Raw genomic sequence first — 19,100 nt, forward strand, 5'->3', positions numbered from 1 at the left:
GGCTTATTTGATGACGTGGGTCGCCTTGAGGCGCCCCCAGATGGCCAGCAGGCCGCCGATAGTACTGGCCAGATCCACGGCGGTGGAGACCAAGCTGGCTTGGGTACCGGCATCGATCGCTACGCCGAACAGGCCGGCGATACCGGCCCCCACGGCAATCACACCGCCGATCACGGCGCGGCTTTGGATCGCAGGCTTTGCTTGGGGTAACAGGGAATCAGCCATGATGGGCTTCCTTATGTTGGGTTGGGGTAAGACGGGCACGGGCCCGCAGGCGATCCAACTCGCCCACCGACCGCCAGCCCTGGGCAAACAGGGATTGGCGAGTGGCGTGATGGCTGTAGAGCGGGATCGTCTCCAGGTCCATGGAGGCGGGTTCGGCCAGATAGGCCTTGAGATGGGCGCGGCGCCCATCCTTGAAGCAGGCGAGGTAACGGGGGTTCTTGAGTTCGGGGATGCCGAAATAGCCAGCGGCCTGGATCCCCTGTAACGCCTGGCGGCGCTTGTTGATGAGGCTAGGTTTGCTCATGCCGCCCCCTCCCCGAACCGGGTAGAGAGCAGGTAGCTCTGCAGGCGCAGCAGGCGGTTGCTCCAGCCGTGGGCATTGGCCCACTGGCTCGGGTCTTTGCGCACGATGCCGAGCATGAAGCCGGCGCGGATCTCAAGCAGCGTGAGCAGCAGGGCCCGACCACCGTCTCGGCCGGTCTTGGCGGCCAGCACCCGCAAGGTATGGGAGCCCAATAGCCCATCGGCCAAGACGCCGAGCGCCTGCTGCAACTGGCGCACCGAGCGACCAGGGCCGTGATGCACGGCTCCGTCGAACAGGGCGATGGCAATCAGCGGGCAGACGCTATCAACCCGGTCGCAACGGGCTGGCAGCCAGTAGTTCGCTCGGTAAAACAGCTGGGCGTGGGCAGGGGTCGCATCGCCGACGGCAATATCCGGCCTGCCATCGCGATCGAGATCGAGCATGCCGTCTTTCTTGCCGTCGGCGGCATCGGCCATGCCGAACTTGGTGTGGCCGCCACGGTCGGCCGGGTGGTTGACCTCGCCCCCTTCCACATCGGGACGGAGCAACCAGGCAAGCGCTATGGGATAGGTATCAGGCAACATAAAAGGCCCCTCGATTAACTGCGTTATCGCAGCGTACCGAGGGGCCTTAATGGGGCGGGTTTATGGTGGGTTACATTGTTAATGCTGAAGACTTACTGGCCCACTTCGTATATATTTTGTGCATGATGTATTAAGCATACTCCGCTGGGGGCAAATCTCCGGCAACTGTTTCCGGCGAAAAAGAAAAAATGCTAGTGAATCTTTTCTTGCCACGTAATCTATTTGGCAGTGACAAAAACCAGTTGAGGATTCCCGGTGGGGCATTGTACTCAATAGTGATGCTAAGGGACTCTGATTTAAATCTCCGCCGACCTCCAGCGTCCTCTGGGAACTCATATAGATCAGTGTCTCTAAAGCTAAACAGATGTTGGCTTTGTCCTGGCGCAAACTGGGCAATTGTTGACCTAAAAACACCACCAAAATCTTCCCGTGGGCTATTCCTCTTCAAATCACCTTGTACACGCAGAGTTACATTTTCAGCTCGAACACCACCTATATTAACTAAGGTAAACTGGATGAAGATATCTTGATGTCGAGTCCTGTGAGTCCGCACGTCTTTGCCATGCACGCCAACAGGCATATCGAACTCGTGCTCGGGTCCAAATCGGTTACGCAATTGGTAATACACCTCTAACACAGGCTTCTTATGTGAAGTAACTACCTGTAGCCCAACTCTGAGCGAGCCTGTTACGGCTGATGCTGGAATCTCAATCATCTGTAGCGCCTACACATAGTTGTCCGAAATAGTTAGATCTATATATAAGGCTACTCATAACACGATCATGTCGGCAACTTGATATCCTAAGTTTGTAATCTCAAATACTTCACCACGGTTGCCACGGCCAATCACAAGCTCATGCTCTTTGAGTTGTTGTAGCGCGTTTTCCCATTTCGCTATTTCCCGCCGGTCCATCGAAGGAATCAGATTCTTCCCGTTCGTCTGAATAGCAGTTCCATCAAGATATTGGACATGGAGAATTGCTCCCCCTCGATCTTGACTGGCTTCTTTCAACAAAACTCTCGCTTCCTGAGAAAGGGTTGGAATCTTAGTGCGAGATTCGACAACAACATCATCAAACGCCTCAGAGTCATCTACTTGAAAAATTTGATGTTCATTCACTTTCAATTGCAAATGCCGATAGAATTTTTCTTTAAACTCAGCATGGCTATCATACCCCTCATAAAGGCCACGGTTTTGGCAAGATTGCTTGAACTCTATTAAGCGTTGAACTTGGCCAAGGTCAACAGTATCCATAGCAACTGGTTGACTTGAAAAATACAGCATAACCGGCTTGTCAGACGAGATGTGCTCCTCAATTTCCTCTACTGTGCCACTCAAATGATTTTCAGTGGGTGTGCCAATCCGGGTCCAGAATACCCCCACAAGCAGGTCGCACTTTTTCAACACTTGGCTGTTGATTATTTTCTGTGCAGGAGCACCCATTTCCGGCGAGGAATGAGTTTCCCAACCAACTGGCAAAAGGACTATTTTCCGCACTCCAGAGTTAATAGCATTCCACTCGTAGATGACATCTCGAACGATCGCCCTTTCTGAAGCGACATCACCAGGTGAAGCAATCATAACGTTGAATGTCGTGGCTGTGTAACTCACCTTAAGTTCTCCTTGTGCAGATTGACCATTTACTAGACGGCAGAATATCTTCTACTTATAAAGATATGTTCAACACCGAATGAATCCTTGATTTTGTTTTAGCAATAAAACATAAATATATCAATGGGTTATTTTGTTAACTATTTACTGCTCTCCAAGTGAATGTTAACGAAAGGCTCCACCGAGATGGAGTCTTTCGTTACGACTGGAACCAGTCTGGCTGTATTCGCCGTCTGGTCAACTGCCTCTGCTCTGCCACCACCGCATAGGTCTGCGGCACTGACAGGCCATGCTTACGGGCAAGCTGGTCGATGTTGCGGCCGTTTGTCTCATCCCAGATGGCCCTATCCCACTGCACCAGCTTGCGTACATGAACACGAGCTGAAATCTCGTTGAAATATCCTGAGCATTCAATCTTGTTACTTGTTAAAGCACTGCAATATTTGCTCCCAATTGTCTTGGTATTTCTCTTTCTCTCTCGGCTGAATTTTGAACAAGGGTACTTTGGCATTCCAATCCACTGCGCGGCTGACGTGCTCACTAGGCACCACTAGCATCTCAGGCTCACGATGGAGATCTTCCCAAATATTGCAAAAAACATAAAAGAAATTTGCTGAAGGGCTAGGCTGGTGCTTGCCCACCATCCACTGCCCCGGCTGGCTTTTACCTTGAGATGATTTCACCTGAATGCTGACCACGCTTTTACCATCATCTGTCACCAACATATCCACCCCCTTAGTGCCAGCATTCATTAGCGCCGTAGACAGGCCACGTCGGCTGAGATGAAATGCAACCAAGTATTCCCCAGCATCACCAATCGTTCGGTTATCCATCTTTCACTCTCATCTCATAGATATACCTGACGTTAAATGAGTCCCCCCTAAATGAAAACCCCGCCAGGGCGGGGTTTGTTCGTTACGTGAGGGCCATCGCTATTGATACCCGAACAAGTCAGGCTGGTGGCGGCGCCGTGTCAGCTCTCGCTGCTCTGCCACCACCGCATAGGTCTGGGGCACAGAGAGCCCGTGCTTGCGGGCAAGCTGGTCGATGTTGCGGCCATTGAACTCATCCCAGATGGCTCGGTCCCGCAGCGCCGCCTTGAGATGATCGCCGGTGGGGATGTAATAAGCGCGGCCCCCCATATAGTGGGCCTGCACCAATGCCAGCTTGCGGGCCTGGGCCAAGGCCTTATCTGCCGCCATCCCGCCGCGCCCCAGCTCACAGGCCAGCACATCGACCAGCTCGGCTAGTGCCTTGGGCCACTTGGCGGTCAGCTCGGCCGCCGGGATCTGATCCAGTCGGTCCACCAACTGCCCCAAGGATTCATGGTCATCGGCGAACAGGTCCAGATTCTCTTGGCTGCTATCCATGTTGCACCTCCGCTTGCATCTGCTCGAAGGCCGCCATCACGGCTTGATAGCCTGCCACCCGTCCGGTTCTCTCATTGATGGGGATAGTTTTATTAGCCGCCTGCAATGCCTTGACCATCTCCCGCTTATGCCAGTGCTTGAGGGATTCCAGCACCGAGTAAGCCAACTCACCATCAAGCCAAGCCACCCTGGTCACCCCGACCCCCTTGTTGAGCCGTACCGTCTGGCGCTCCACATAGTGATCGAGTGCCGTCTCGCTGCCATCTCGCAGCAGGCCATTTTTGGCCATGGTGATCCAGATAGCCCGGATCACCCCTATCTCAGCCGTCCGAACCGGGGTACCGCTGACCGGGCTTAAACGCTTCTGCTTGCCTCCTTTTACGCCACGTTTAACAGTCGGTTTAAACCCTGCCCCCTTCATGGCCTGCAGCACCTTGTCCAGCTCATGGATCGACAGCGCTGCCGCAGAGCGCTTGCCACTCTGCTGGACCAGCAGCGCTCGATAGGTCTCCTCATCCAGCCCCAGAGAACGGCGGCCCACCTGCACCAGCCGGATCAAGCGGGTGCGTTCATTGCTTGCTGTCATGACTTCTCCCCACTTTTGCCACCCAGATTTGACCGGCGGGCACATCGTCTCCATTGCGCCACTCAGGGCAATAACTATCGAGCCACTGCTCGGCACCTTGCTGGCTCAATGGGCCGAACTTCATCACATAGGCCAGCAATACCTGCCAATTAGACACCGCCATGGCTGACCTCTGCTGCTCTGGTCTGCTGCAGTTCCGCTACCAGTTGCCAGCGCATCTGGCTGGCCTCCCCTGCCAGGGCAAACAGCCCTTGGGCACGAGCCTCTCTATCAAACTGCTTGAGCTGTCTGCACACAGCCCGTTTATCAGGGGTCGCCTGTGCAATGGCGGCCGCGCTGAAAATCTTGGTAAGCCGAATATCCATCTCTGTTTTGGTCATCGCCGTGCTCCTTGTTCGAGGCGGTGAAGACCTGGGCCCAGGTCGGCTGCTCATCAGTGCCCGGCCACCACGCCGGGCAGACAGGGCGGTGCGGTCGCCCTGTTTCGCATCGTTACTGCTCGAACTGCAGCGGCATCAGATCCTGGTACTCCTCTTCGCTCAGCGGAGCCGGGCCCAGCCCCAGCACCCATAACAACGCGGCCTTGATACCATCCTCATAGGTGTCGTCGGGGTAGCAGGTGCCCTCGGTCTCGCTGATCTGTTCACAGAGCTGCAGCTGCTCTTCGGCTTGTTCTACGTTGATATCCATCGCGCACTCCTCCCTTACAACTTCGCCAGATCCAGGCTCATCTGAACGTAACGGCCCTGGCCGTCCCGCTCGTAGAGGCGCAGATACTGGCTGGTACCGGTCACCTGGATGGCATCGGCGATCGCCTGCATGGCCTGCTCCCAGTCGGCGTCGTCGATGTTGAGCTGGCGCAGGGAGAGCACCTGGTTGACGTCGATATGACCGGCCTTGGAAACCCTAAAGGCGTGGTCCACCAGGGCGCGGATCTCGGGGCTGGCACCATCGCTCCAGCGGGCGATGCACTGGTCGATCAGTACCTTGGCCGCCTGGATCCGTTCATCAAATTTGCGGTGCTCCCCCACGGCCCGGATCAGCTTGTAGCGACCGTCGAAACTGAGCAGGTTCACATTGCCCTTGGTGCCACCCCAAGCCACCCCGTACCGCTCGGCCGAGAGGTCCACAAAATCGGCGATCTGCTGCATGGCGCCGATCTTGAAAGCAGCCAGGCGTGAGCGCTCTTCCTTGGCAGCAGCGATGATGCCCATCACCACCTCATCTCGCAGCTTGTCGGCCGGGGCGATAAGGTTCTCCGGTACCCAATGACCCTGGGCGTTCTGCCGCATCGGAGTCGTGTCTTTGGTCTGTGCTTCTTGCATAAGGCTCTCCTTGATAAATCCCGTTGGTTCTCTTACTGGCGCCAGTGCAGCAGGCAACCGCCAAAGCGCACGATGGCGACATCCCGCACCACACCCGCGAGGCACTCTCGCCCCCACACTGCTCGCTTGGTCATCGCTTCGGGCAAGGGGCCAGTCACCGCCAGCAAGGGGGTATGGCATACACGGCTGGTGCTCACCTTGCACCCTTTCGCTGTCAGCCAGACCCGCAACTGCTCGGCGGTCTTCTGCAGATTTCTGTTCATCCCGTTCTCCTTGTGATATCTCACTGGGCCCACTGCATACCCCGAGCCCGCAGCTTTACTGGCCGTGCTTCTCAACCTTGTCGAGCAGCCGGTTGTATTTGATGCCCAGGATCTTGAGCTCCTCGGCCAACAGCTCAGCCAAGATGCGCAAGCTGCTGCTGGCGTTCTCGCCATCGCTTTTCGCTTGGCGGCGTAACCTGGAGAGAGTCACCTCGGCGTCATAGCGAGCACCCTTCTCCACGCCTCTGCCAACCTGTTCGACGGCCAGACGCATCGGCCGACGCAGTTGCTGATCTTCACTGAGCTGGCTATGGGGGCAGCCACTGTGGCAGGCCTTCCAGAGCTTGATGTCCATCGGTCTGGTCCCAACCTCGTCCGCCCGCCGCCGCTGATGGGCCAGGCATTGATGCACCGGAATCTCCCCCAAAATGGGGCAGGTCACCTTGTGTCCCATCAGGTTCCCCTCCACCAGCTTCTGCACCCGGGCCAGATCTCCTGGGTACTTCTCGTTGCAGACCTGGCTGATCGTGGTGCGGGACAGACCCAGTTTTTCAGCCACCACGGACAACGAACTGGCCCCGACTTCGGCTTGCAGAACCTCAAGCCACGTGTCCATGTTTCTCCTCCTCAACCAGGAACGGATAGAGCCGCTGTTGGTTTTGATCCCAGCAGCCGTTTTTGCGAACAATGGGGGCAAAGCGACCGGTATCTCTCAGCAACTGGTACTTGGCGACCTCTCCACGATGTGGCATGGCTTTGGCCTGAACTTTTACGTAACCAGCCTTGGCCAACGCCTTTGCATAAACGCCGGCATGGTTACTGGTTGAATTCGAGGTCATCGCCAATTCCGTCAACGTGAACACCCGACTGATTTTCATGGTGTTCCACATCTTTTGTTGGCTGGTCTTGCGCCTGCTTTTCCGCTTTTTCCGAGAGATGCAATTTCCTTGATTGGTGCCAAATTTGGGTGGTTCATTCACATTCGAAACTTGATACCGGTTGCAGCCAAACACCTCTCTCTGACGCAATGCCCCTTCAACAACACAACTGAGGTGGCCGCTCGCTAACCAACGACGCATCAGGGCATATAAATTTGCTTGCCTAACGTCTGTCGCTGCGAGTAACTCACTCATATCGAACGAGTCCTGTTTGCACATCCACAACCAAGCCTCTTCCGTCTTGGACTTATCGTTGATATCAACCACTGGTATCCCTCCCGTGCTTTGTTGTTATTTGCTGGTCCTCGGGCTACCGGCTGCGGCGCACGTCATGCAGCAGTTCGCTGGCGTCCACGTCCTCCAGCCGGATAATCCGGGCATCAGAGGCCATGGCCATCTTCTCGATCTTGTCCAGGGCCGAGACGATGGTGCGCACCACCCCGTTCGAGCGTTTGCGGATAAGGTCCAGCAGGGCGTCGTCAATCTCCACGTCAACCTCCAGCATCTCGTTGGCGATGAGGGAGACGTCTTCCAGGTCGGCGGGTTTGAATTCGATCCACTGAGAGATGCGGTTAAACAGCTGCTTGCGCTGGCTGATGCGACGGGCAATCTCCTCCATCCCCACCAGGATCAGCGGCTGTTCGGTGGCATCATAGATATCGCGCAGGGTCTCCATGATGCGGGCATTGCCGACCACGTAATCCGCCTCATCCACGAAGATGGCCAACTCCTCCGCACGTACCGCTTCGACGATGCCATCGACCTGGGCCCGCAGATTGTGGCGCTGGGGAATGCCGATCTCCTTGGCGATCTGCTCCAGCAAACTCGTCACCGTGTCGGCCTTGTAACAGCGCACATAGATGCCGTTCACCTCGTCCTGGTTGAACAGCCACTCCACGGCGGTGGTCTTACCAAAACCCGATGGGCCGTGGATCAAACCGATGCCCGGCACGATGCTGGAACGGTTGAGCAGGTTGTCGAGCAACTGCTCGGTCTTGATCATGTTTTTGACTTCGACGATCTTGTGTTTCATAGTCTTCTTGTCCTTATGTTCATGGTTCTACAGGGCCGCTCGTTAACCTTTTGCCTGGGTGTTACGAGTGGCCCTGATACTTTCCAGATGGCGGATAATCCGTTTCGCCATCAGCTTGTGGCTGTAGAGGTACTTGGTCAGCCACTCCTTCTCCCGCTCGGTCAGCGGGGCATCCAACTCCTTCTCAGCCAGATAGATGGCCTGTTCGTACTCGGTTTTGAGCGCCCTGGATTCCTGCCCGGCCGTCGCCTGGGCACGGGCCGCTTTTTCTTCGCGGCGAGCTTCTATCGCAGCCAGCTCTGCCGCGCTGAATTGGGCCGGTTCACTGGGTGAGGCAATGCCTGAAAGCGCCGCCAATGCCGGGTTATCGAGCCCAAGATCACTGCGCTGGAACTGAGCCACATCACGCGCTTGGTTGACGAAGTGGCGCACCACATCCTGATGCAATTCGTTGATGCCGAAGGTCTTGGCGAGGCTGCGCATCTCACGGCGGAAACTCGCCAGCGCCTTGGCATCGGCACGCTTGGCGGCGCGGAAGGCATCCGGGCTCACCCCGTTCCCCAACAAATCGAGGTTCACGGCCTCGATCCGCTCGTTCCAGTCGCCGGTGCGGTACAAAATGGCCCGGCCCACATCGCTCGGGTCGAGGAACACGCTGACCCGCTGGCTCTTCCAACTGTTCTCCAGCAGCTCCGGGGCGCTGTACTTGAGGCCACCGGCCTTGATGAAGCCCTTGGAGACAGTGGCCTCACCGATATGGTTGAGCAGCAGATCCAGCGCCGACTCATCGACGATCGCGCGGCGCTGATAGCGGGTGCTTTGGTACTTCTCGTTGGGGGTCATCCCGAGCGAACTGTGTTTGCGGTTGTGATAACGGGCATCGAGCCAGTCATCGAGCAGGGTCTGTAACTGGCCGGCTGTCATGGCAAGTTCGTAGATCTCTTTTTCCGCATCCGGCTTGCGCTTCTCCTCCAGCCGCTGGGCAAAGCTCTTGCGAGCCTCTATCACTTGGCGATCGGCCACGCAGTGCCCGATATAGGCAGGCAGCAACTCGATCAGACCGTGGGAAAGAGTGCGGAAGAAGCGCTCGATATGCGGCTTCTCCCATCCCGAATAGGCGTTGGATCGGCTGACGTTCATGCCGAGCAGGGTGCAGATGGACATGACCCGCTGGCTCACGTAATCGGAACCGTTGTCAGTACGCATCACCCCGTTGTCGTTGAGGGTGCCCCAGGTCAGCAGGGTCTTGCGCAGCAGCAGGCAGATCCCCTCGCTCGATGAGGTCTTGGCCACCAGCAACCGCACCCGACGGGTGAACACATCGATCACCGCGATAATGCTGTGGCGGCCTTCCACCAACATGGCATCGACCGGGGTACTGTCGAACTCCCAGACGTCGTTGGGCTGGCCCATCCAGGGGTACATCTCTTCGATGGCTGTGCGGTATTTGTTGTTGTAGGCGTCGGGGTTGGTGGCATAGGTAAAGGCCACCTTGTTCTCTGCCAGCCACTTGACCAGCCAGCGGCGCAAGGAGGACTGGCTCGGGATCTGCCAGCCAAGCTGGTTCATCTCGCTGTACTGGGTCGCCAGCTCATGCAGCGCCCCCCACTTGTTGGCCAAGTGCGGTTTGGCGGTGATTAATGCCGTGAGGAACCGGGCCAGATCGGGGCTTTGCTCGACGCTGGATGGCCGCTCCCGCTGGTAGTTGCCTGCCAGTGCTGCCGGGCCAGCATCGGCCAGGGTGCCTTGCCAGCGCCGCAATGTGATCAGGCTAAACGGCTTTTGTTGCTCATAGACACTTGCTGGCAGTTGCAGGGCTCGGGTGCGGTATGCCTCGATAAAGGCGCGGCGCCCCACCTCCCCTTGCTGACAGGCTTGATAAGGAGCCAAGAAGACATCGGCGGCCTGCAGGATCAACAGCCGGGCATCTACCTTCTTGCGGGCTGCAGCGCCCAGGGTCAGCAATTTTCGGCCCGCATCCGGCTTCACTGGCACTTCACGAGCAAGCAGCTTGGCCATCGCCTTGCCACCGGCCGCATGATCGGTCACCGTTTGTCCCTGCAAGGCAACAGCCTGCTCTGCCAGGTAGCGCCGGGTTTCTGCGGGCAGGGAGCTGATGTGGTACTCGCTGCCTTTGCCATCCGAACATTTGCGCGAATTGAACTGCTCAGATCTTGCGCGGTATCGAACTCCCTGTACCGTAGTAGGCATGCCCGGCAAACTGACAAGTTCCATAGATGTGAACCACTCTTTCATTTGCCATCTCCATACAGAGCTACGCCAAGGGTTTCACTCAATCCCGCCATGATCCTCGATGAGACAGTGCCATCGGCTGGCTGCCGGTGCTTGCAAGGGGCATAAGTGTGAATACACTCCTGTACGGTGCGGGGGCTGAAACCACGTTCAATGGCCCAGTTCCTGACGGAGTAACCACGCTTCCTAAGCTCTCCGTAGATGTGGTTGGCTGTACTTATGCTCATGGGGTCACCGTGATACAATTTGAGAAATCTTTCGCGCATTGCGCGAACAATTGAGAGTATTGATCAACTCAAAAACTCTTGCAATGGAAAGATTCACTCTTTTCTTTTCATGCATTCACTCATTTGAGGTTTCTTGTTCTTTTCCTCATGAATCAATGAGTTAAACAATGGAAAGTGCTCGCGCCAAAAGAAAGCACGCTTTCCTTCTTGAGGGCTTTTATGGAAAGTGAATTCAAGAACAGACTTGAATCGATTATCGGGACGGAAAGCGCGCGCTCATTTGCGTTGAGGGCAGGGATGGCTGATACCACTTTGCGCCAGTATCTGAATGGTCGTTCTGAGCCAAACATGAGCCAGCTCATCAAGATCGCAGACACCGCAGGGGTTAGAATTGACTGGCTCGCAACTGGCCGTGGCCCAAAGGAAGACGTACAAGATGAGAGCCTCAACCCTGATGGGTTGGATAAGGCTCTGTTTGAAGAGGAATATGCGCTGATCGATGGCTACCACATCGCAGTCAGTGCCGGGCACGGAACGTTCAATGACCAGCATGAGGTTAAACGCAAGCTGGCCTTTCGACGCAAGTGGCTCAAGTTCCGCCAGCTGAACCCGGACAACCTGGCAGTCGTCTTCGCCAAGGGCGACAGCATGGAGCCAACGATTCATTCCGGCGATTCCATCCTGGTAGACCTAAGCCGCAACCAGATCCAGGATGGTGGTCTGTTCGTGCTGCGCTTGGGGGATGAGCTCTATGCCAAGCGGCTGCAGAAGCGGGTCGATGGTGGGGTAAACATCATCAGCGATAACAAGGCCGGGTATGAGACGCTTTCCGTGCTCCCTAATGAACTGGAGTCATTGAGCATCATCGGCAAGGTAGTCTGGCTAGGACACGATTTTTTTTAACCTGGGCCGCTTCAAAATGGGGTTTAAACGCCGAGTTAAACCCCAAACTGCATTGCCGACCACCCGCCCTGGGTTTTCATTTTTGGCGCAACGCCCCCGAAGACCGTCCATGAACTTTCATTTTGGGGCCGCTCGCGCCTAGAACCTCCCGATCCCCCTCTAAGCCTTATCAGCCTTGAGTTTGTCCCGCGAGATCCCACTTGCTTTCGGCTGCTCCCGGTTTTTTCATTCTCTGTGGTCGGTTACACGTGGCCAACGTCGAGGCGGGTCTGGCGATGATCCGGGCCCACGGCTGCGACTGCGTCATTTCGCTCGGCGGCGGCTCACCCCACGACTGCGCCAAGGGCATCGCCCTGGTGGCCGCCAATGGGGGCAGCATCAAGGATTACGAGGGGGTGGATCGCTCCGCCAAGCCGCAGTTGCCGCTCATCGCCATCAATACCACCGCCGGCACCGCCTCCGAGATGACCCGTTTTTGCATCATTACCGACGAATCCCGTCAGGTGAAAATGGCCATCATCGACAAGCACGTCACGCCGCTGATGTCGGTCAACGACCCGGAACTGATGCTGGCCAAGCCCGCCGGCCTCACCGCCGCCACCGGCATGGATGCCCTGACCCACGCCATCGAAGCCTATGTCTCCACCGCCGCCACCCCGGTCACCGACGCCAGCGCCGTGATGGCCATCGCACTGATTGCCGAACACCTTCGCACCGCCGTGCATCAGGGGGAGGATCTCCATGCCCGTGAGCAGATGGCCTATGCCCAGTTCCTGGCCGGCATGGCCTTCAACAACGCAAGCCTGGGCTATGTGCACGCCATGGCTCACCAGCTCGGCGGCTTCTACGACCTGCCCCACGGGGTGTGCAATGCGGTGCTGCTGCCCCATGTCCAGGCCTACAACGCCCGGGTGTGCGCCGGCCGGCTCAAGGATGTAGCCCGTCATATGGGGGTGGATGTGAGCGCCATGAGCGATGAGCAGGGTGCGGCGGCAGCCATTGACGCCATCCGGCAACTGGCTCGCGACGTCAAGATCCCCGCCGGTCTGGAGCAGCTCGGGGTCAGGGCCGACGACCTCGACGTGCTGGCCACCAATGCGCTCAAGGATGCCTGTGGTCTCACCAACCCCAGGCAGGCGACTCACGCGGAGATCGTCGCCATCTTCCGCGCCGCCATGTAAGGGGGCAAGATCTGCCAGGGCCGCCACGCGGCCCTTTTTATTGGCTGATGGATCAATGGCTTTTTACTTCCGCACGGGGAGTGGGTATGATTTGCCGAGCTAAAAAGACTGTATGGATGATCTGAACCCGATATGCGGATGAAACACCTGATTGCCGCGGCCCTGACCGCCCTCACCCTGTCCGGTTGCAGCCTGGTCTATCGCATCGATATTCCCCAGGGCAACTATGTGGAACAAAAGCAGGTCGACAAACTGCGCCAGGGCATGACCCGCGAACAGGTCGAGTTCGTGCTGGGTTCTCCCATGTTGCGCGACAGCTTTGACCCCAACACCTGGTACTACCTCTATGAGTTCCAGCCCGGTCGGGGCGACAAGGAGCGCAAGGAGCTGACCCTCAACTTCGTGGGTGACAGGCTGGCCACCGTGACCGGTGATTTCCCTCTCCCTGCCGCCTTCACCACACCGCTCTAGATGACATTACAAAACCGGCTTCTGCCGGTTTTGTTCTCTCTGGCCCCGGTGATGTCGCCGGGCCACACTCTGGATGCCTCATTGCCCCGAGGAGATCATCATGAGTCGATTCCTGATTGCCGGCGCCACCGGTCTGATTGGCAAAGCCTTGCTGCGCGAGCTGGGGACGGAACACGACCTCCTCCTGCTCTGCCGCAAACCGGGCGATCCCGCTCCGGGACGCACCTGGCTGCCCACCTCGTTCGACGCGCTGGACAGATTGACGCTGCCCTCCCCTGTGGACATTGCCTTCTGCTGCCTTGGCACCACCCGCAAGGATGCCGGCTCGGCCGAGGCATTTCGCCGGGTCGATCTCGACTATGTGCTGGCCTTTGCCGCGCTCGCCCGTCGCCACGGCTGCCGCCGCCTGCTGGTGGTCTCCAGTCTGCGCGCCAACCCGGGTTCCCCTGCCCTCTATCCCCGCACCAAGGGCGAGATGGAGCAGGCCCTGCTGGCCCAGGAGTGGCAGCGGCTCGTCATCCTGCGCCCGGCCATGCTGCTCGGCCATCGAGAACCTGCGCGCCGTTCGGAGCAGATCATCCAGGCCATCTATACGCTGGTCAAGCCCCTGCTGCGCGGGTCGCTGCGCCGCTGGCGTGCCATCGAGGCCAGTCAGGTGGCGCACGCCATGGCGCGCCTTGCCATCCAGGAGAGCGGGATAGAGACGGTGGAAAACGAGCGCCTGCTCACCCTGTGATGCCCCGTGCCGGGCGAGACGATCACAAAGAGGCGCCACGGCGCCCCTTGTCACAACCCATCACCCGTCAGGTGCCGGCATCGTCTCGCTTGCGGTGCACATCGGGCCGCCCGCCGGTGACCACATCGGCACGCCCCTCTTCCTTGGCTTTTTCCGCACGCTTCTTGCGCATCTCCTTGGGATCGGCGATGAGAGGGCGGTAGATCTCGATGCGATCCCCCTCCTGCACCGACTCTGTGCCCTTCACCGGACGGCTGTAGATACCGAACTTGTTGACCGACAGGTCGATCTCCGGGTGCTTTTGCAGGATGCCGGACTGTTCGATGGCCGCCAGCACGCTGGTCTCGGGCGCGACCCGGATGCACAGCACCGTCTGCCGCTCGGGCAGGGCATAGGCCACTTCGATATTGAGGAGCTCAGACACCGTAAACCACCTTGGCACGATTGGAGAAGGCAAGCACCATGGAGCTCACCAGCTCGCGGAAGATCTGGCCAAAGGCCAGCTCAATGAGCTTGGAGGTGAACTCGAAGTCGAGATCAAACTCCACCTTGCAGGCATCCACATCCAGGGGCGTGAAGGTCCACCATCCCGCCAGCTTGCTGAAAGGCCCCTCCACCAGCTCCATCTTGATGGTGCGATTGGCATCGAGCTGGTTGCGCGTGGTAAAGGTCTTGGCGATACCCGCCTTGGCCACATCGACCGAGGCCATCATGTAGTCTTCACCCGACTCGTGAACACGGCTGCCGACACAGCCGGGCAGGAACTCAGGATAGGCATCAACATCATTGACCAGCCGGAACATCTGTTCCGCGCTGAACATCACCAGGGCACTGCGAGTAATACGGGGCATGGGTTTTCCTCATCCAATCGGCCCGATTTTATCACCTTGTCAGCCAAAATCACCGCCGAAACTGTTCGCGGGTCACCAAGCAGGGCAATCGCACACTTTCCGGCCAGTGTGGTCCGCTCTCGCCCCGCCCTTCCCTCAAAATCGTCATCGAACTGCTCACAAAGCCGCCACTCGGAGCGCTGTGCGTTTTACAGCCGCCGCCACCCACGTATAATGCGCCTTCCTAAACATTGCCTAAGGCCCCCGTCATGAGCAAAAAGAACAGTAAAAACAAAGCCGGGTCCAGCACCATTGCACTCAACAGAACCGCCCGTCACGAGTACTTCATCGAAGAGCGCGTGGAAGCCGGCCTGTCCCTGCAAGGGTGGGAAGTGAAGTCCCTGCGGGCGGGCAAGGCCAACATCAGCGAAGCCTATGTCATCTTCATGCAGGGGGAAGCCTTCCTGTTCGGCTCCAGCTTCCTGCCGCTGAACGCCGCCTCCAGCCACGTGGTATGCGATCCGACCCGCACCCGCAAATTGCTGCTCAGTCGCCGTGAACTCGACAAGCTCGAGAGCCTGACCGCTCGTCAGGGCTACACCATAGTGCCGCTGGCCCTCTACTGGAAAGCGTGCTGGGTCAAGGTCGAGATCGGCCTGGTGAAGGGCAAGAAAGAACACGACAAGCGGGAAGACACCAAGGCCCGTGAATGGGATCGGGAAAAAGCCCGCATCATGAAAAACAAACACCGCGGTTGATTGTGCGCCACCCGCCATGGCAAGGCGTCCAATAAACCAGCAATCGACCGGCCAAGGCCGGTCGATTGCCATCAACGCCTTGCCATGACAGGATTTTTGCGTACAATCCCTTTTGACAACTTGGGGCTGATTCTGGATTCGACAAGATTCACGAAACCCAAGGTGCATGCCGAGGTGCGGTAGGCCTCGTTAATAAACCGCAAAAAAATAGTCGCAAACGACGAAAACTACGCACTCGCAGCTTAATAACCTGCGCTGAGCCCTTCTCCCCTAGCTTGCCTGTGTCCTAGGGAAATTGAAGGTCATCCTTCACAGGATCGTGTGGAAGTCCTGCTCGGGGCGGAAGCATTAAAACCAATCGAGCTAGTCAATGCGTGGCGTGTCTCTCCGCAGCGTGTTGGCGAATGTAAAGAGTGACTAAGCATGTAGTACCGAGGATGTAGTAATTTTGGACGGGGGTTCAAATCCCCCCAGCTCCACCAAACGTTTGGAAAGGGCCACTTCGCAAGAAGTGGCCCTTTTTGTATCCATTTACTCACCTTCAGAGGTTGTATCCGCCCCGCGAGTGCTGTGCATCTCCAGACCAAGGGCCAAAGGCTCTGCGGGTCGTGACTGCATTTGACATGGGCCAGCATCCAGGTGATGCGGCCAGCAAAAACCGGCGAGTGGAACGGCAATTTGCCCGGGAGCTCTGGGCTACGCCATCAGCCCAGCGCCTCCATGGGGTTGAAACAGCCTCGAGGATTCGCCCCCGAGAACCTTCCACTAGCCGTTGGCAGTGGAATGCTGGGTCAGATGAACGACGGGATTTTCGGAGAAGAGGTAGCGGTCATCCTCCATTTCGTCATCGAAGATGGTGGCCTGGAAGAGCATCTGCTTGGTGTTCTCCAGGTGCTGCCACATGGCCAGCTTGGCCGCCTGCGGATCCTTGCGCATCAGGGCCTTGAGGATCTGGTCGTGATCGTCGCACCAGCTGGAGATAGCCTTGTCGTCGATATGCTCGTGGAGCTTGCGCCAGTAGGGGTTGCGCTCGCGATGCAGCCAGAGCTGCTCGGTCAGGATCACCAGCACGGAGTTCTGGGTCGCCTTGGCCACCTGGATATGGAACTGCTTGTCCCACTCCGAATCGCGGGCACGATCCTCCTTGCGGGCCAGGGCCTGGATCTTCAGCAGCTCCATGATGTCCTGCTTGGTCACCTGGGTCGCGGCAAACTCGGCGATATTGCTCTCCAGCAGTTGCCTGGCTTGCAGCAGCTCGAAGGGGCCCGCCGTCAACAGGGCGTCATCCAGGGTGGGAGTCGCTTCGGCATACTGGCTCTCCCGGGCGATCACGTGGATCCCGGACCCTTTCTGCACCGCCACCAGCCCTTCCACTTCCAGCATGATGATGGCTTCGCGCACCACGGTGCGACTCACGTCCATCTCCTCGGCAATCAGCCGCTCGGCCGGCAGACGCTCGCCAACTTGATAACGCTGGCTGGCAATGCGTTGTTTCAGCTCGGCGGCGACTTTCTGATAGAGACGCTTTGATTCAACCAAGTCCATATTCATCTCACTCACACCCCAGCCTCATACTATTCAAGTGCCGGGACTGTCCCCCGGATACGGTAACTTGTTATACCAATTTACATGAAAATGAACAAGTGAGCCCTGGGCTCACTTGCTCTCTCATGACTCAATGCATGCCAAACAGTCCCGGCAGGAAGAGGCTGAGTGACGGTATGTAGGTCACCGCCATCAGGCTCAGCAGCAAGACGAAGAAGAAGGGCAGCATGGGCCGGATCAGGGCCTGCAGCTTGACCCCCGAGACCGAACACCCCACAAACAACGCACTGCCCACCGGTGGTGTACAGAGCCCGATGCAGAGGTTGAAGATCATCATGATGCCGAAGTGGACCGGATCCATTCCGAGCTCGGTGACGATGGGCAGGAAGATCGGGGTGAAGATCAGCACCGCCGGAGTCATGTCCATGAAGACGCCCACGATGAGCAGGATCACGTTGATGATGAGCAGGATGACCAGAGGGTTATCGGAGACATTCATCAAGGCGTCACTGATGGTGTAGGGGATGTCCGCATTGGTCATGGCCCAGGACATGCCCACCGAGATGCCGATCAGCAGCAGCACGATGGCGGTGGTGATGACCGAGTCCAGCATGATGGCCGGCAGATCCTTGAACTTCACTTCGCGGTAGATGAGCACCGAGAGTACGAAGGTGTAGACCACGGCAATGGCGGAGGCTTCGGTGGCGGTGAAGATGCCCCCCAGGATCCCGCCCATGACCACCACCACCAGCAGCAGGCTGGGGATTGCATCCCAGAAGGCGCGCATCACCATGGCAAAGGAGGGCCGCTCCGCAACCGGGTAGCCACGGCGCTTGGCGATGATGGCTCCCACGGCCATGATGCTGAACCCCATCAGGATGCCGGGGACGTAACCGGCCATGAACAGGGTGGCCACCGAGATGCCGCCGGCGGTCAGGGCATAGATGATGAGCACGTTGGAGGGCGGGATCAGCAGACCCGTGATGCAGGAGGTCACGTTGATGGCCGCCGAATAGGCCGGATCATAGCCGGACTTCTTCTGCATGGGGGCCATGGTGCCACCCACCGCGGCCGCGGCTGCCACCGCCGACCCCGAGATGGAGCCGAACAGCATGTTGGCCATGACATTCACGTGGCCGAGCGAGCCCGGCATGCGGCCCACCAGCACCTGGGAGAAGTTGATGAGCCGCTGGGCGATGCCGCCGCAGTTCATCAGGGTCCCCGCCAGGATGAAGAAGGGGATCGCCAGCAGGGAGAAGCTGTCGAGGCCGGTGGCCATCTTCTGGCCGACCACCGCAAGGATGGTTTCCATCGGCAGCATCATCATGCCGGAGGCCAGGGTCGCCAGGCCGATGGAGAAAGAGATGGGCACGCCCGCGAACACCAACACGAAGAAGGAGCCGAACATGACCAGGGCTATGGTCCAATCCATCAGATGTTCTCCTCTGAGGGGGCAAGATCGGGGGTGGGCGCCAGACTGTCGAGCAGGGTCTCCAGCATGAAGAGCACACAGTAATAACTGATGATGAGGCCGCTCAGGGGCAGCACGGCGTAGACATAGGCCATCGGCAACTGCATGGCCGGGGAGACCTGGCCGGTGCTGTAGACCTTGGTCACCAGGGTCAGGCCGCCCCACACCATGGCGCCGCTGGAAAACAGCAGCACGCAGAGATCCACGAACAGCTGGTTGGCGAGCTTGCGCCCTCCCTTGAGGTCGGAAACGAACAGGTCGATGCTGAGGTGGCGACGCTTGCCGGTGGCGTAGGCCGCTCCCAGCAATCCCACCCAGATCATGCTGAAGCGGGCTATCTCGTCGGTCATGGTGCTCGGCTGTGCCAGCACGTAGCGGCTGAACACCTGCCAGACCACGCAGACTACCAGCATGGCCATCACGGCGACGGTAAACCCGGCGAGCAACCTGTCGATGGGTTGCTTGAACTTTTCAAGACGCATTGC

At 58.1% G+C, this 19,100-nt stretch carries 27 protein-coding genes, 2 other RNA genes and 1 pseudogene; 6 read left to right on the forward strand and 24 right to left on the reverse strand.

The annotated features are described in order from the left end of the window. Window positions 1-3: 3 nt before the first annotated feature. The 19 genes from ACB037_RS01860 to ACB037_RS01950 all read right to left on the reverse strand — a co-directional run bounded on the left by ACB037_RS01860 (window position 4) and on the right by ACB037_RS01950 (window position 10,475). Window positions 4-225, reverse strand: coding sequence for a hypothetical protein (locus ACB037_RS01860; RefSeq protein ID WP_227263648.1), 222 nt, complete (start codon window positions 223-225; stop codon window positions 4-6). Then, window positions 218-529 carry a hypothetical protein gene (locus ACB037_RS01865; RefSeq protein WP_227263647.1) on the reverse strand — a complete coding sequence of 104 codons (312 nt, stop codon included), beginning with the start codon at window positions 527-529 and terminating at the stop codon, window positions 218-220. Before ACB037_RS01865 ends, ACB037_RS01860 begins: the two co-directional genes overlap by 8 nt. Further along, complete coding sequence (locus ACB037_RS01870; RefSeq protein ID WP_180907204.1) at window positions 526-1,113, reverse strand: glycoside hydrolase family 108 protein; 588 nt, start codon at window positions 1,111-1,113, stop codon at window positions 526-528. Before ACB037_RS01870 ends, ACB037_RS01865 begins: the two co-directional genes overlap by 4 nt. A 130-nt stretch (window positions 1,114-1,243) precedes the next feature. Then, the gene (locus tag ACB037_RS01875; protein ID WP_323928819.1) at window positions 1,244-1,828 is read right to left on the reverse strand and encodes a hypothetical protein; all 585 of its coding nucleotides are present in this window, start codon (window positions 1,826-1,828) and stop codon (window positions 1,244-1,246) included. Between the two features lie 54 nt (window positions 1,829-1,882). Next, entirely contained in the window at window positions 1,883-2,725 is an 843-nt protein-coding gene (locus ACB037_RS01880; protein WP_323928820.1) for a DUF4062 domain-containing protein, read from the reverse strand. 199 nt (window positions 2,726-2,924) lie between these two features. After that, entirely contained in the window at window positions 2,925-3,236 is a 312-nt protein-coding gene (locus ACB037_RS01885; protein ID WP_323928821.1) for a Mor transcription activator family protein, read from the reverse strand. Continuing rightward, window positions 3,145-3,558, reverse strand: coding sequence for a hypothetical protein (locus ACB037_RS01890; RefSeq protein ID WP_323928865.1), 414 nt, complete (start codon window positions 3,556-3,558; stop codon window positions 3,145-3,147). The genes ACB037_RS01885 and ACB037_RS01890 overlap by 92 nt, the downstream gene beginning before the upstream one ends. A gap of 99 nt (window positions 3,559-3,657) precedes the next feature. Further along, entirely contained in the window at window positions 3,658-4,095 is a 438-nt protein-coding gene (locus tag ACB037_RS01895; protein ID WP_323928822.1) for a Mor transcription activator family protein, read from the reverse strand. Then, a complete protein-coding gene (locus tag ACB037_RS01900; RefSeq protein ID WP_323928823.1) occupies window positions 4,088-4,681 on the reverse strand; it encodes a regulatory protein GemA in 594 nt (197 codons plus the stop codon). The genes ACB037_RS01895 and ACB037_RS01900 overlap by 8 nt, the downstream gene beginning before the upstream one ends. Then, window positions 4,665-4,844: a hypothetical protein gene (locus ACB037_RS01905; protein WP_323928824.1), complete on the reverse strand. Its 180-nt coding sequence runs from the start codon at window positions 4,842-4,844 to the stop codon at window positions 4,665-4,667. The genes ACB037_RS01900 and ACB037_RS01905 overlap by 17 nt, the downstream gene beginning before the upstream one ends. Beyond that, window positions 4,831-5,061 carry a hypothetical protein gene (locus ACB037_RS01910; RefSeq protein WP_214004492.1) on the reverse strand — a complete coding sequence of 77 codons (231 nt, stop codon included), beginning with the start codon at window positions 5,059-5,061 and terminating at the stop codon, window positions 4,831-4,833. Before ACB037_RS01910 ends, ACB037_RS01905 begins: the two co-directional genes overlap by 14 nt. 40 nt (window positions 5,062-5,101) lie before the next feature. Beyond that, window positions 5,102-5,171: hammerhead ribozyme type II (locus tag ACB037_RS01915), an RNA gene on the reverse strand. 2 nt (window positions 5,172-5,173) lie between these two features. After that, window positions 5,174-5,371, reverse strand: a complete 198-nt coding sequence (locus ACB037_RS01920; RefSeq protein ID WP_042074589.1) for a hypothetical protein — start codon at window positions 5,369-5,371, stop codon at window positions 5,174-5,176. 14 nt (window positions 5,372-5,385) lie between these two features. After that, window positions 5,386-6,006 (reverse strand): DUF3164 family protein, encoded by a 621-nt coding sequence (locus tag ACB037_RS01925; RefSeq protein WP_323928825.1) that lies wholly within the window; start codon window positions 6,004-6,006, stop codon window positions 5,386-5,388. 32 nt (window positions 6,007-6,038) lie between these two features. Continuing rightward, entirely contained in the window at window positions 6,039-6,269 is a 231-nt protein-coding gene (locus ACB037_RS01930) for a hypothetical protein (protein ID WP_124813042.1), read from the reverse strand. 55 nt (window positions 6,270-6,324) lie between these two features. Continuing rightward, entirely contained in the window at window positions 6,325-6,885 is a 561-nt protein-coding gene (locus tag ACB037_RS01935) for a transcriptional regulator (protein WP_182935435.1), read from the reverse strand. Continuing rightward, window positions 6,869-7,474 (reverse strand): hypothetical protein, encoded by a 606-nt coding sequence (locus tag ACB037_RS01940; protein ID WP_371174821.1) that lies wholly within the window; start codon window positions 7,472-7,474, stop codon window positions 6,869-6,871. The genes ACB037_RS01935 and ACB037_RS01940 overlap by 17 nt, the downstream gene beginning before the upstream one ends. Before the next feature lie 43 nt (window positions 7,475-7,517). Further along, entirely contained in the window at window positions 7,518-8,240 is a 723-nt protein-coding gene (locus ACB037_RS01945; RefSeq protein ID WP_323928826.1) for an ATP-binding protein, read from the reverse strand. Window positions 8,241-8,282: 42 nt separating this feature from the next. Next, window positions 8,283-10,475 (reverse strand): DNA-binding protein, encoded by a 2,193-nt coding sequence (locus ACB037_RS01950; RefSeq protein WP_371174822.1) that lies wholly within the window; start codon window positions 10,473-10,475, stop codon window positions 8,283-8,285. Window positions 10,476-10,939: 464 nt separating this feature from the next. On the opposite strand from ACB037_RS01950, the gene ACB037_RS01955 reads away from it, so the two are divergent. The 4 genes and pseudogenes from ACB037_RS01955 to ACB037_RS01970 all read left to right on the forward strand — a co-directional run bounded on the left by ACB037_RS01955 (window position 10,940) and on the right by ACB037_RS01970 (window position 14,011). Next, a complete protein-coding gene (locus ACB037_RS01955; RefSeq protein WP_109421871.1) occupies window positions 10,940-11,623 on the forward strand; it encodes a helix-turn-helix transcriptional regulator in 684 nt (227 codons plus the stop codon). Window positions 11,624-11,871: 248 nt separating this feature from the next. After that, window positions 11,872-12,804, forward strand: a pseudogene (locus ACB037_RS01960) (iron-containing alcohol dehydrogenase); the annotation flags it as partial. A gap of 132 nt (window positions 12,805-12,936) precedes the next feature. Then, window positions 12,937-13,275: an outer membrane protein assembly factor BamE gene (locus ACB037_RS01965; RefSeq protein WP_029314185.1), complete on the forward strand. Its 339-nt coding sequence runs from the start codon at window positions 12,937-12,939 to the stop codon at window positions 13,273-13,275. A 100-nt stretch (window positions 13,276-13,375) separates the two neighbouring features. Further along, entirely contained in the window at window positions 13,376-14,011 is a 636-nt protein-coding gene (locus ACB037_RS01970; protein ID WP_371174823.1) for an NAD-dependent epimerase/dehydratase family protein, read from the forward strand. Window positions 14,012-14,078: 67 nt separating this feature from the next. On the opposite strand, the gene ACB037_RS01975 is transcribed toward ACB037_RS01970, so the two are convergent. Both ACB037_RS01975 and ACB037_RS01980 read right to left on the reverse strand, forming a co-directional pair. Continuing rightward, window positions 14,079-14,435 carry an RnfH family protein gene (locus ACB037_RS01975; protein WP_039039886.1) on the reverse strand — a complete coding sequence of 119 codons (357 nt, stop codon included), beginning with the start codon at window positions 14,433-14,435 and terminating at the stop codon, window positions 14,079-14,081. Next, entirely contained in the window at window positions 14,428-14,862 is a 435-nt protein-coding gene (locus ACB037_RS01980) for an SRPBCC family protein (protein WP_010673974.1), read from the reverse strand. Before ACB037_RS01980 ends, ACB037_RS01975 begins: the two co-directional genes overlap by 8 nt. Window positions 14,863-15,110: 248 nt before the next feature. Between ACB037_RS01980 and smpB the strand changes: the two genes are divergently transcribed. Together smpB and ssrA are read left to right on the forward strand one after the other, a co-directional pair. Then, window positions 15,111-15,599, forward strand: coding sequence for an SsrA-binding protein SmpB (gene smpB, locus ACB037_RS01985; protein ID WP_010673973.1), 489 nt, complete (start codon window positions 15,111-15,113; stop codon window positions 15,597-15,599). Window positions 15,600-15,721: 122 nt separating this feature from the next. Next, window positions 15,722-16,081: a transfer-messenger RNA gene (ssrA, locus tag ACB037_RS01990) on the forward strand. 283 nt (window positions 16,082-16,364) lie between these two features. On the opposite strand, the gene exuR is transcribed toward ssrA, so the two are convergent. The 3 genes from exuR to ACB037_RS02005 all read right to left on the reverse strand — a co-directional run bounded on the left by exuR (window position 16,365) and on the right by ACB037_RS02005 (window position 19,097). Beyond that, window positions 16,365-17,144, reverse strand: coding sequence for a transcriptional regulator ExuR (exuR, locus tag ACB037_RS01995; RefSeq protein WP_045525244.1), 780 nt, complete (start codon window positions 17,142-17,144; stop codon window positions 16,365-16,367). A 130-nt stretch (window positions 17,145-17,274) separates the two neighbouring features. Continuing rightward, window positions 17,275-18,576 (reverse strand): TRAP transporter large permease, encoded by a 1,302-nt coding sequence (locus ACB037_RS02000; RefSeq protein WP_214002557.1) that lies wholly within the window; start codon window positions 18,574-18,576, stop codon window positions 17,275-17,277. Next, window positions 18,576-19,097, reverse strand: coding sequence for a TRAP transporter small permease (locus ACB037_RS02005; protein ID WP_043154535.1), 522 nt, complete (start codon window positions 19,095-19,097; stop codon window positions 18,576-18,578). Before ACB037_RS02005 ends, ACB037_RS02000 begins: the two co-directional genes overlap by 1 nt. Window positions 19,098-19,100: the final 3 nt, after the last annotated feature.

It is taken from the genome of Aeromonas sp. S19(2024) (assembly GCF_041402625.1).
In the GTDB taxonomy this organism is placed as follows: Bacteria; Pseudomonadota; Gammaproteobacteria; order Enterobacterales; family Aeromonadaceae; genus Aeromonas; species Aeromonas caviae.

Excerpts from the sequence above, each read along its gene's own strand:
- ACB037_RS01860 (WP_227263648.1), bottom strand. The coding sequence starts at position 225 with ATGGCTGATTCCCTGTTACCCCAAGCAAAGCCTGCGATCCAAAGCCGC.
- ACB037_RS01865 (WP_227263647.1), bottom strand. The coding sequence starts at position 529 with ATGAGCAAACCTAGCCTCATCAACAAGCGCCGCCAGGCGTTACAGGGG.
- ACB037_RS01870 (WP_180907204.1), bottom strand. The coding sequence starts at position 1,113 with ATGTTGCCTGATACCTATCCCATAGCGCTTGCCTGGTTGCTCCGTCCC.
- ACB037_RS01875 (WP_323928819.1), bottom strand. The coding sequence starts at position 1,828 with ATGATTGAGATTCCAGCATCAGCCGTAACAGGCTCGCTCAGAGTTGGG.
- ACB037_RS01885 (WP_323928821.1), bottom strand. The coding sequence starts at position 3,236 with ATGCCAAAGTACCCTTGTTCAAAATTCAGCCGAGAGAGAAAGAGAAAT.
- ACB037_RS01890 (WP_323928865.1), bottom strand. The coding sequence starts at position 3,558 with ATGGATAACCGAACGATTGGTGATGCTGGGGAATACTTGGTTGCATTT.
- ACB037_RS01895 (WP_323928822.1), bottom strand. The coding sequence starts at position 4,095 with ATGGATAGCAGCCAAGAGAATCTGGACCTGTTCGCCGATGACCATGAA.
- ACB037_RS01900 (WP_323928823.1), bottom strand. The coding sequence starts at position 4,681 with ATGACAGCAAGCAATGAACGCACCCGCTTGATCCGGCTGGTGCAGGTG.
- ACB037_RS01905 (WP_323928824.1), bottom strand. The coding sequence starts at position 4,844 with ATGGCGGTGTCTAATTGGCAGGTATTGCTGGCCTATGTGATGAAGTTC.
- ACB037_RS01910 (WP_214004492.1), bottom strand. The coding sequence starts at position 5,061 with ATGACCAAAACAGAGATGGATATTCGGCTTACCAAGATTTTCAGCGCG.
- ACB037_RS01920 (WP_042074589.1), bottom strand. The coding sequence starts at position 5,371 with ATGGATATCAACGTAGAACAAGCCGAAGAGCAGCTGCAGCTCTGTGAA.
- ACB037_RS01925 (WP_323928825.1), bottom strand. The coding sequence starts at position 6,006 with ATGCAAGAAGCACAGACCAAAGACACGACTCCGATGCGGCAGAACGCC.
- ACB037_RS01930 (WP_124813042.1), bottom strand. The coding sequence starts at position 6,269 with ATGAACAGAAATCTGCAGAAGACCGCCGAGCAGTTGCGGGTCTGGCTG.
- ACB037_RS01935 (WP_182935435.1), bottom strand. The coding sequence starts at position 6,885 with ATGGACACGTGGCTTGAGGTTCTGCAAGCCGAAGTCGGGGCCAGTTCG.
- ACB037_RS01945 (WP_323928826.1), bottom strand. The coding sequence starts at position 8,240 with ATGAAACACAAGATCGTCGAAGTCAAAAACATGATCAAGACCGAGCAG.
- ACB037_RS01950 (WP_371174822.1), bottom strand. The coding sequence starts at position 10,475 with ATGGAACTTGTCAGTTTGCCGGGCATGCCTACTACGGTACAGGGAGTT.
- ACB037_RS01955 (WP_109421871.1), top strand. The coding sequence starts at position 10,940 with ATGGAAAGTGAATTCAAGAACAGACTTGAATCGATTATCGGGACGGAA.
- ACB037_RS01965 (WP_029314185.1), top strand. The coding sequence starts at position 12,937 with ATGCGGATGAAACACCTGATTGCCGCGGCCCTGACCGCCCTCACCCTG.
- ACB037_RS01970 (WP_371174823.1), top strand. The coding sequence starts at position 13,376 with ATGAGTCGATTCCTGATTGCCGGCGCCACCGGTCTGATTGGCAAAGCC.
- ACB037_RS01980 (WP_010673974.1), bottom strand. The coding sequence starts at position 14,862 with ATGCCCCGTATTACTCGCAGTGCCCTGGTGATGTTCAGCGCGGAACAG.
- smpB (WP_010673973.1), top strand. The coding sequence starts at position 15,111 with ATGAGCAAAAAGAACAGTAAAAACAAAGCCGGGTCCAGCACCATTGCA.
- exuR (WP_045525244.1), bottom strand. The coding sequence starts at position 17,144 with ATGGACTTGGTTGAATCAAAGCGTCTCTATCAGAAAGTCGCCGCCGAG.
- ACB037_RS02000 (WP_214002557.1), bottom strand. The coding sequence starts at position 18,576 with ATGGATTGGACCATAGCCCTGGTCATGTTCGGCTCCTTCTTCGTGTTG.
- ACB037_RS02005 (WP_043154535.1), bottom strand. The coding sequence starts at position 19,097 with ATGCGTCTTGAAAAGTTCAAGCAACCCATCGACAGGTTGCTCGCCGGG.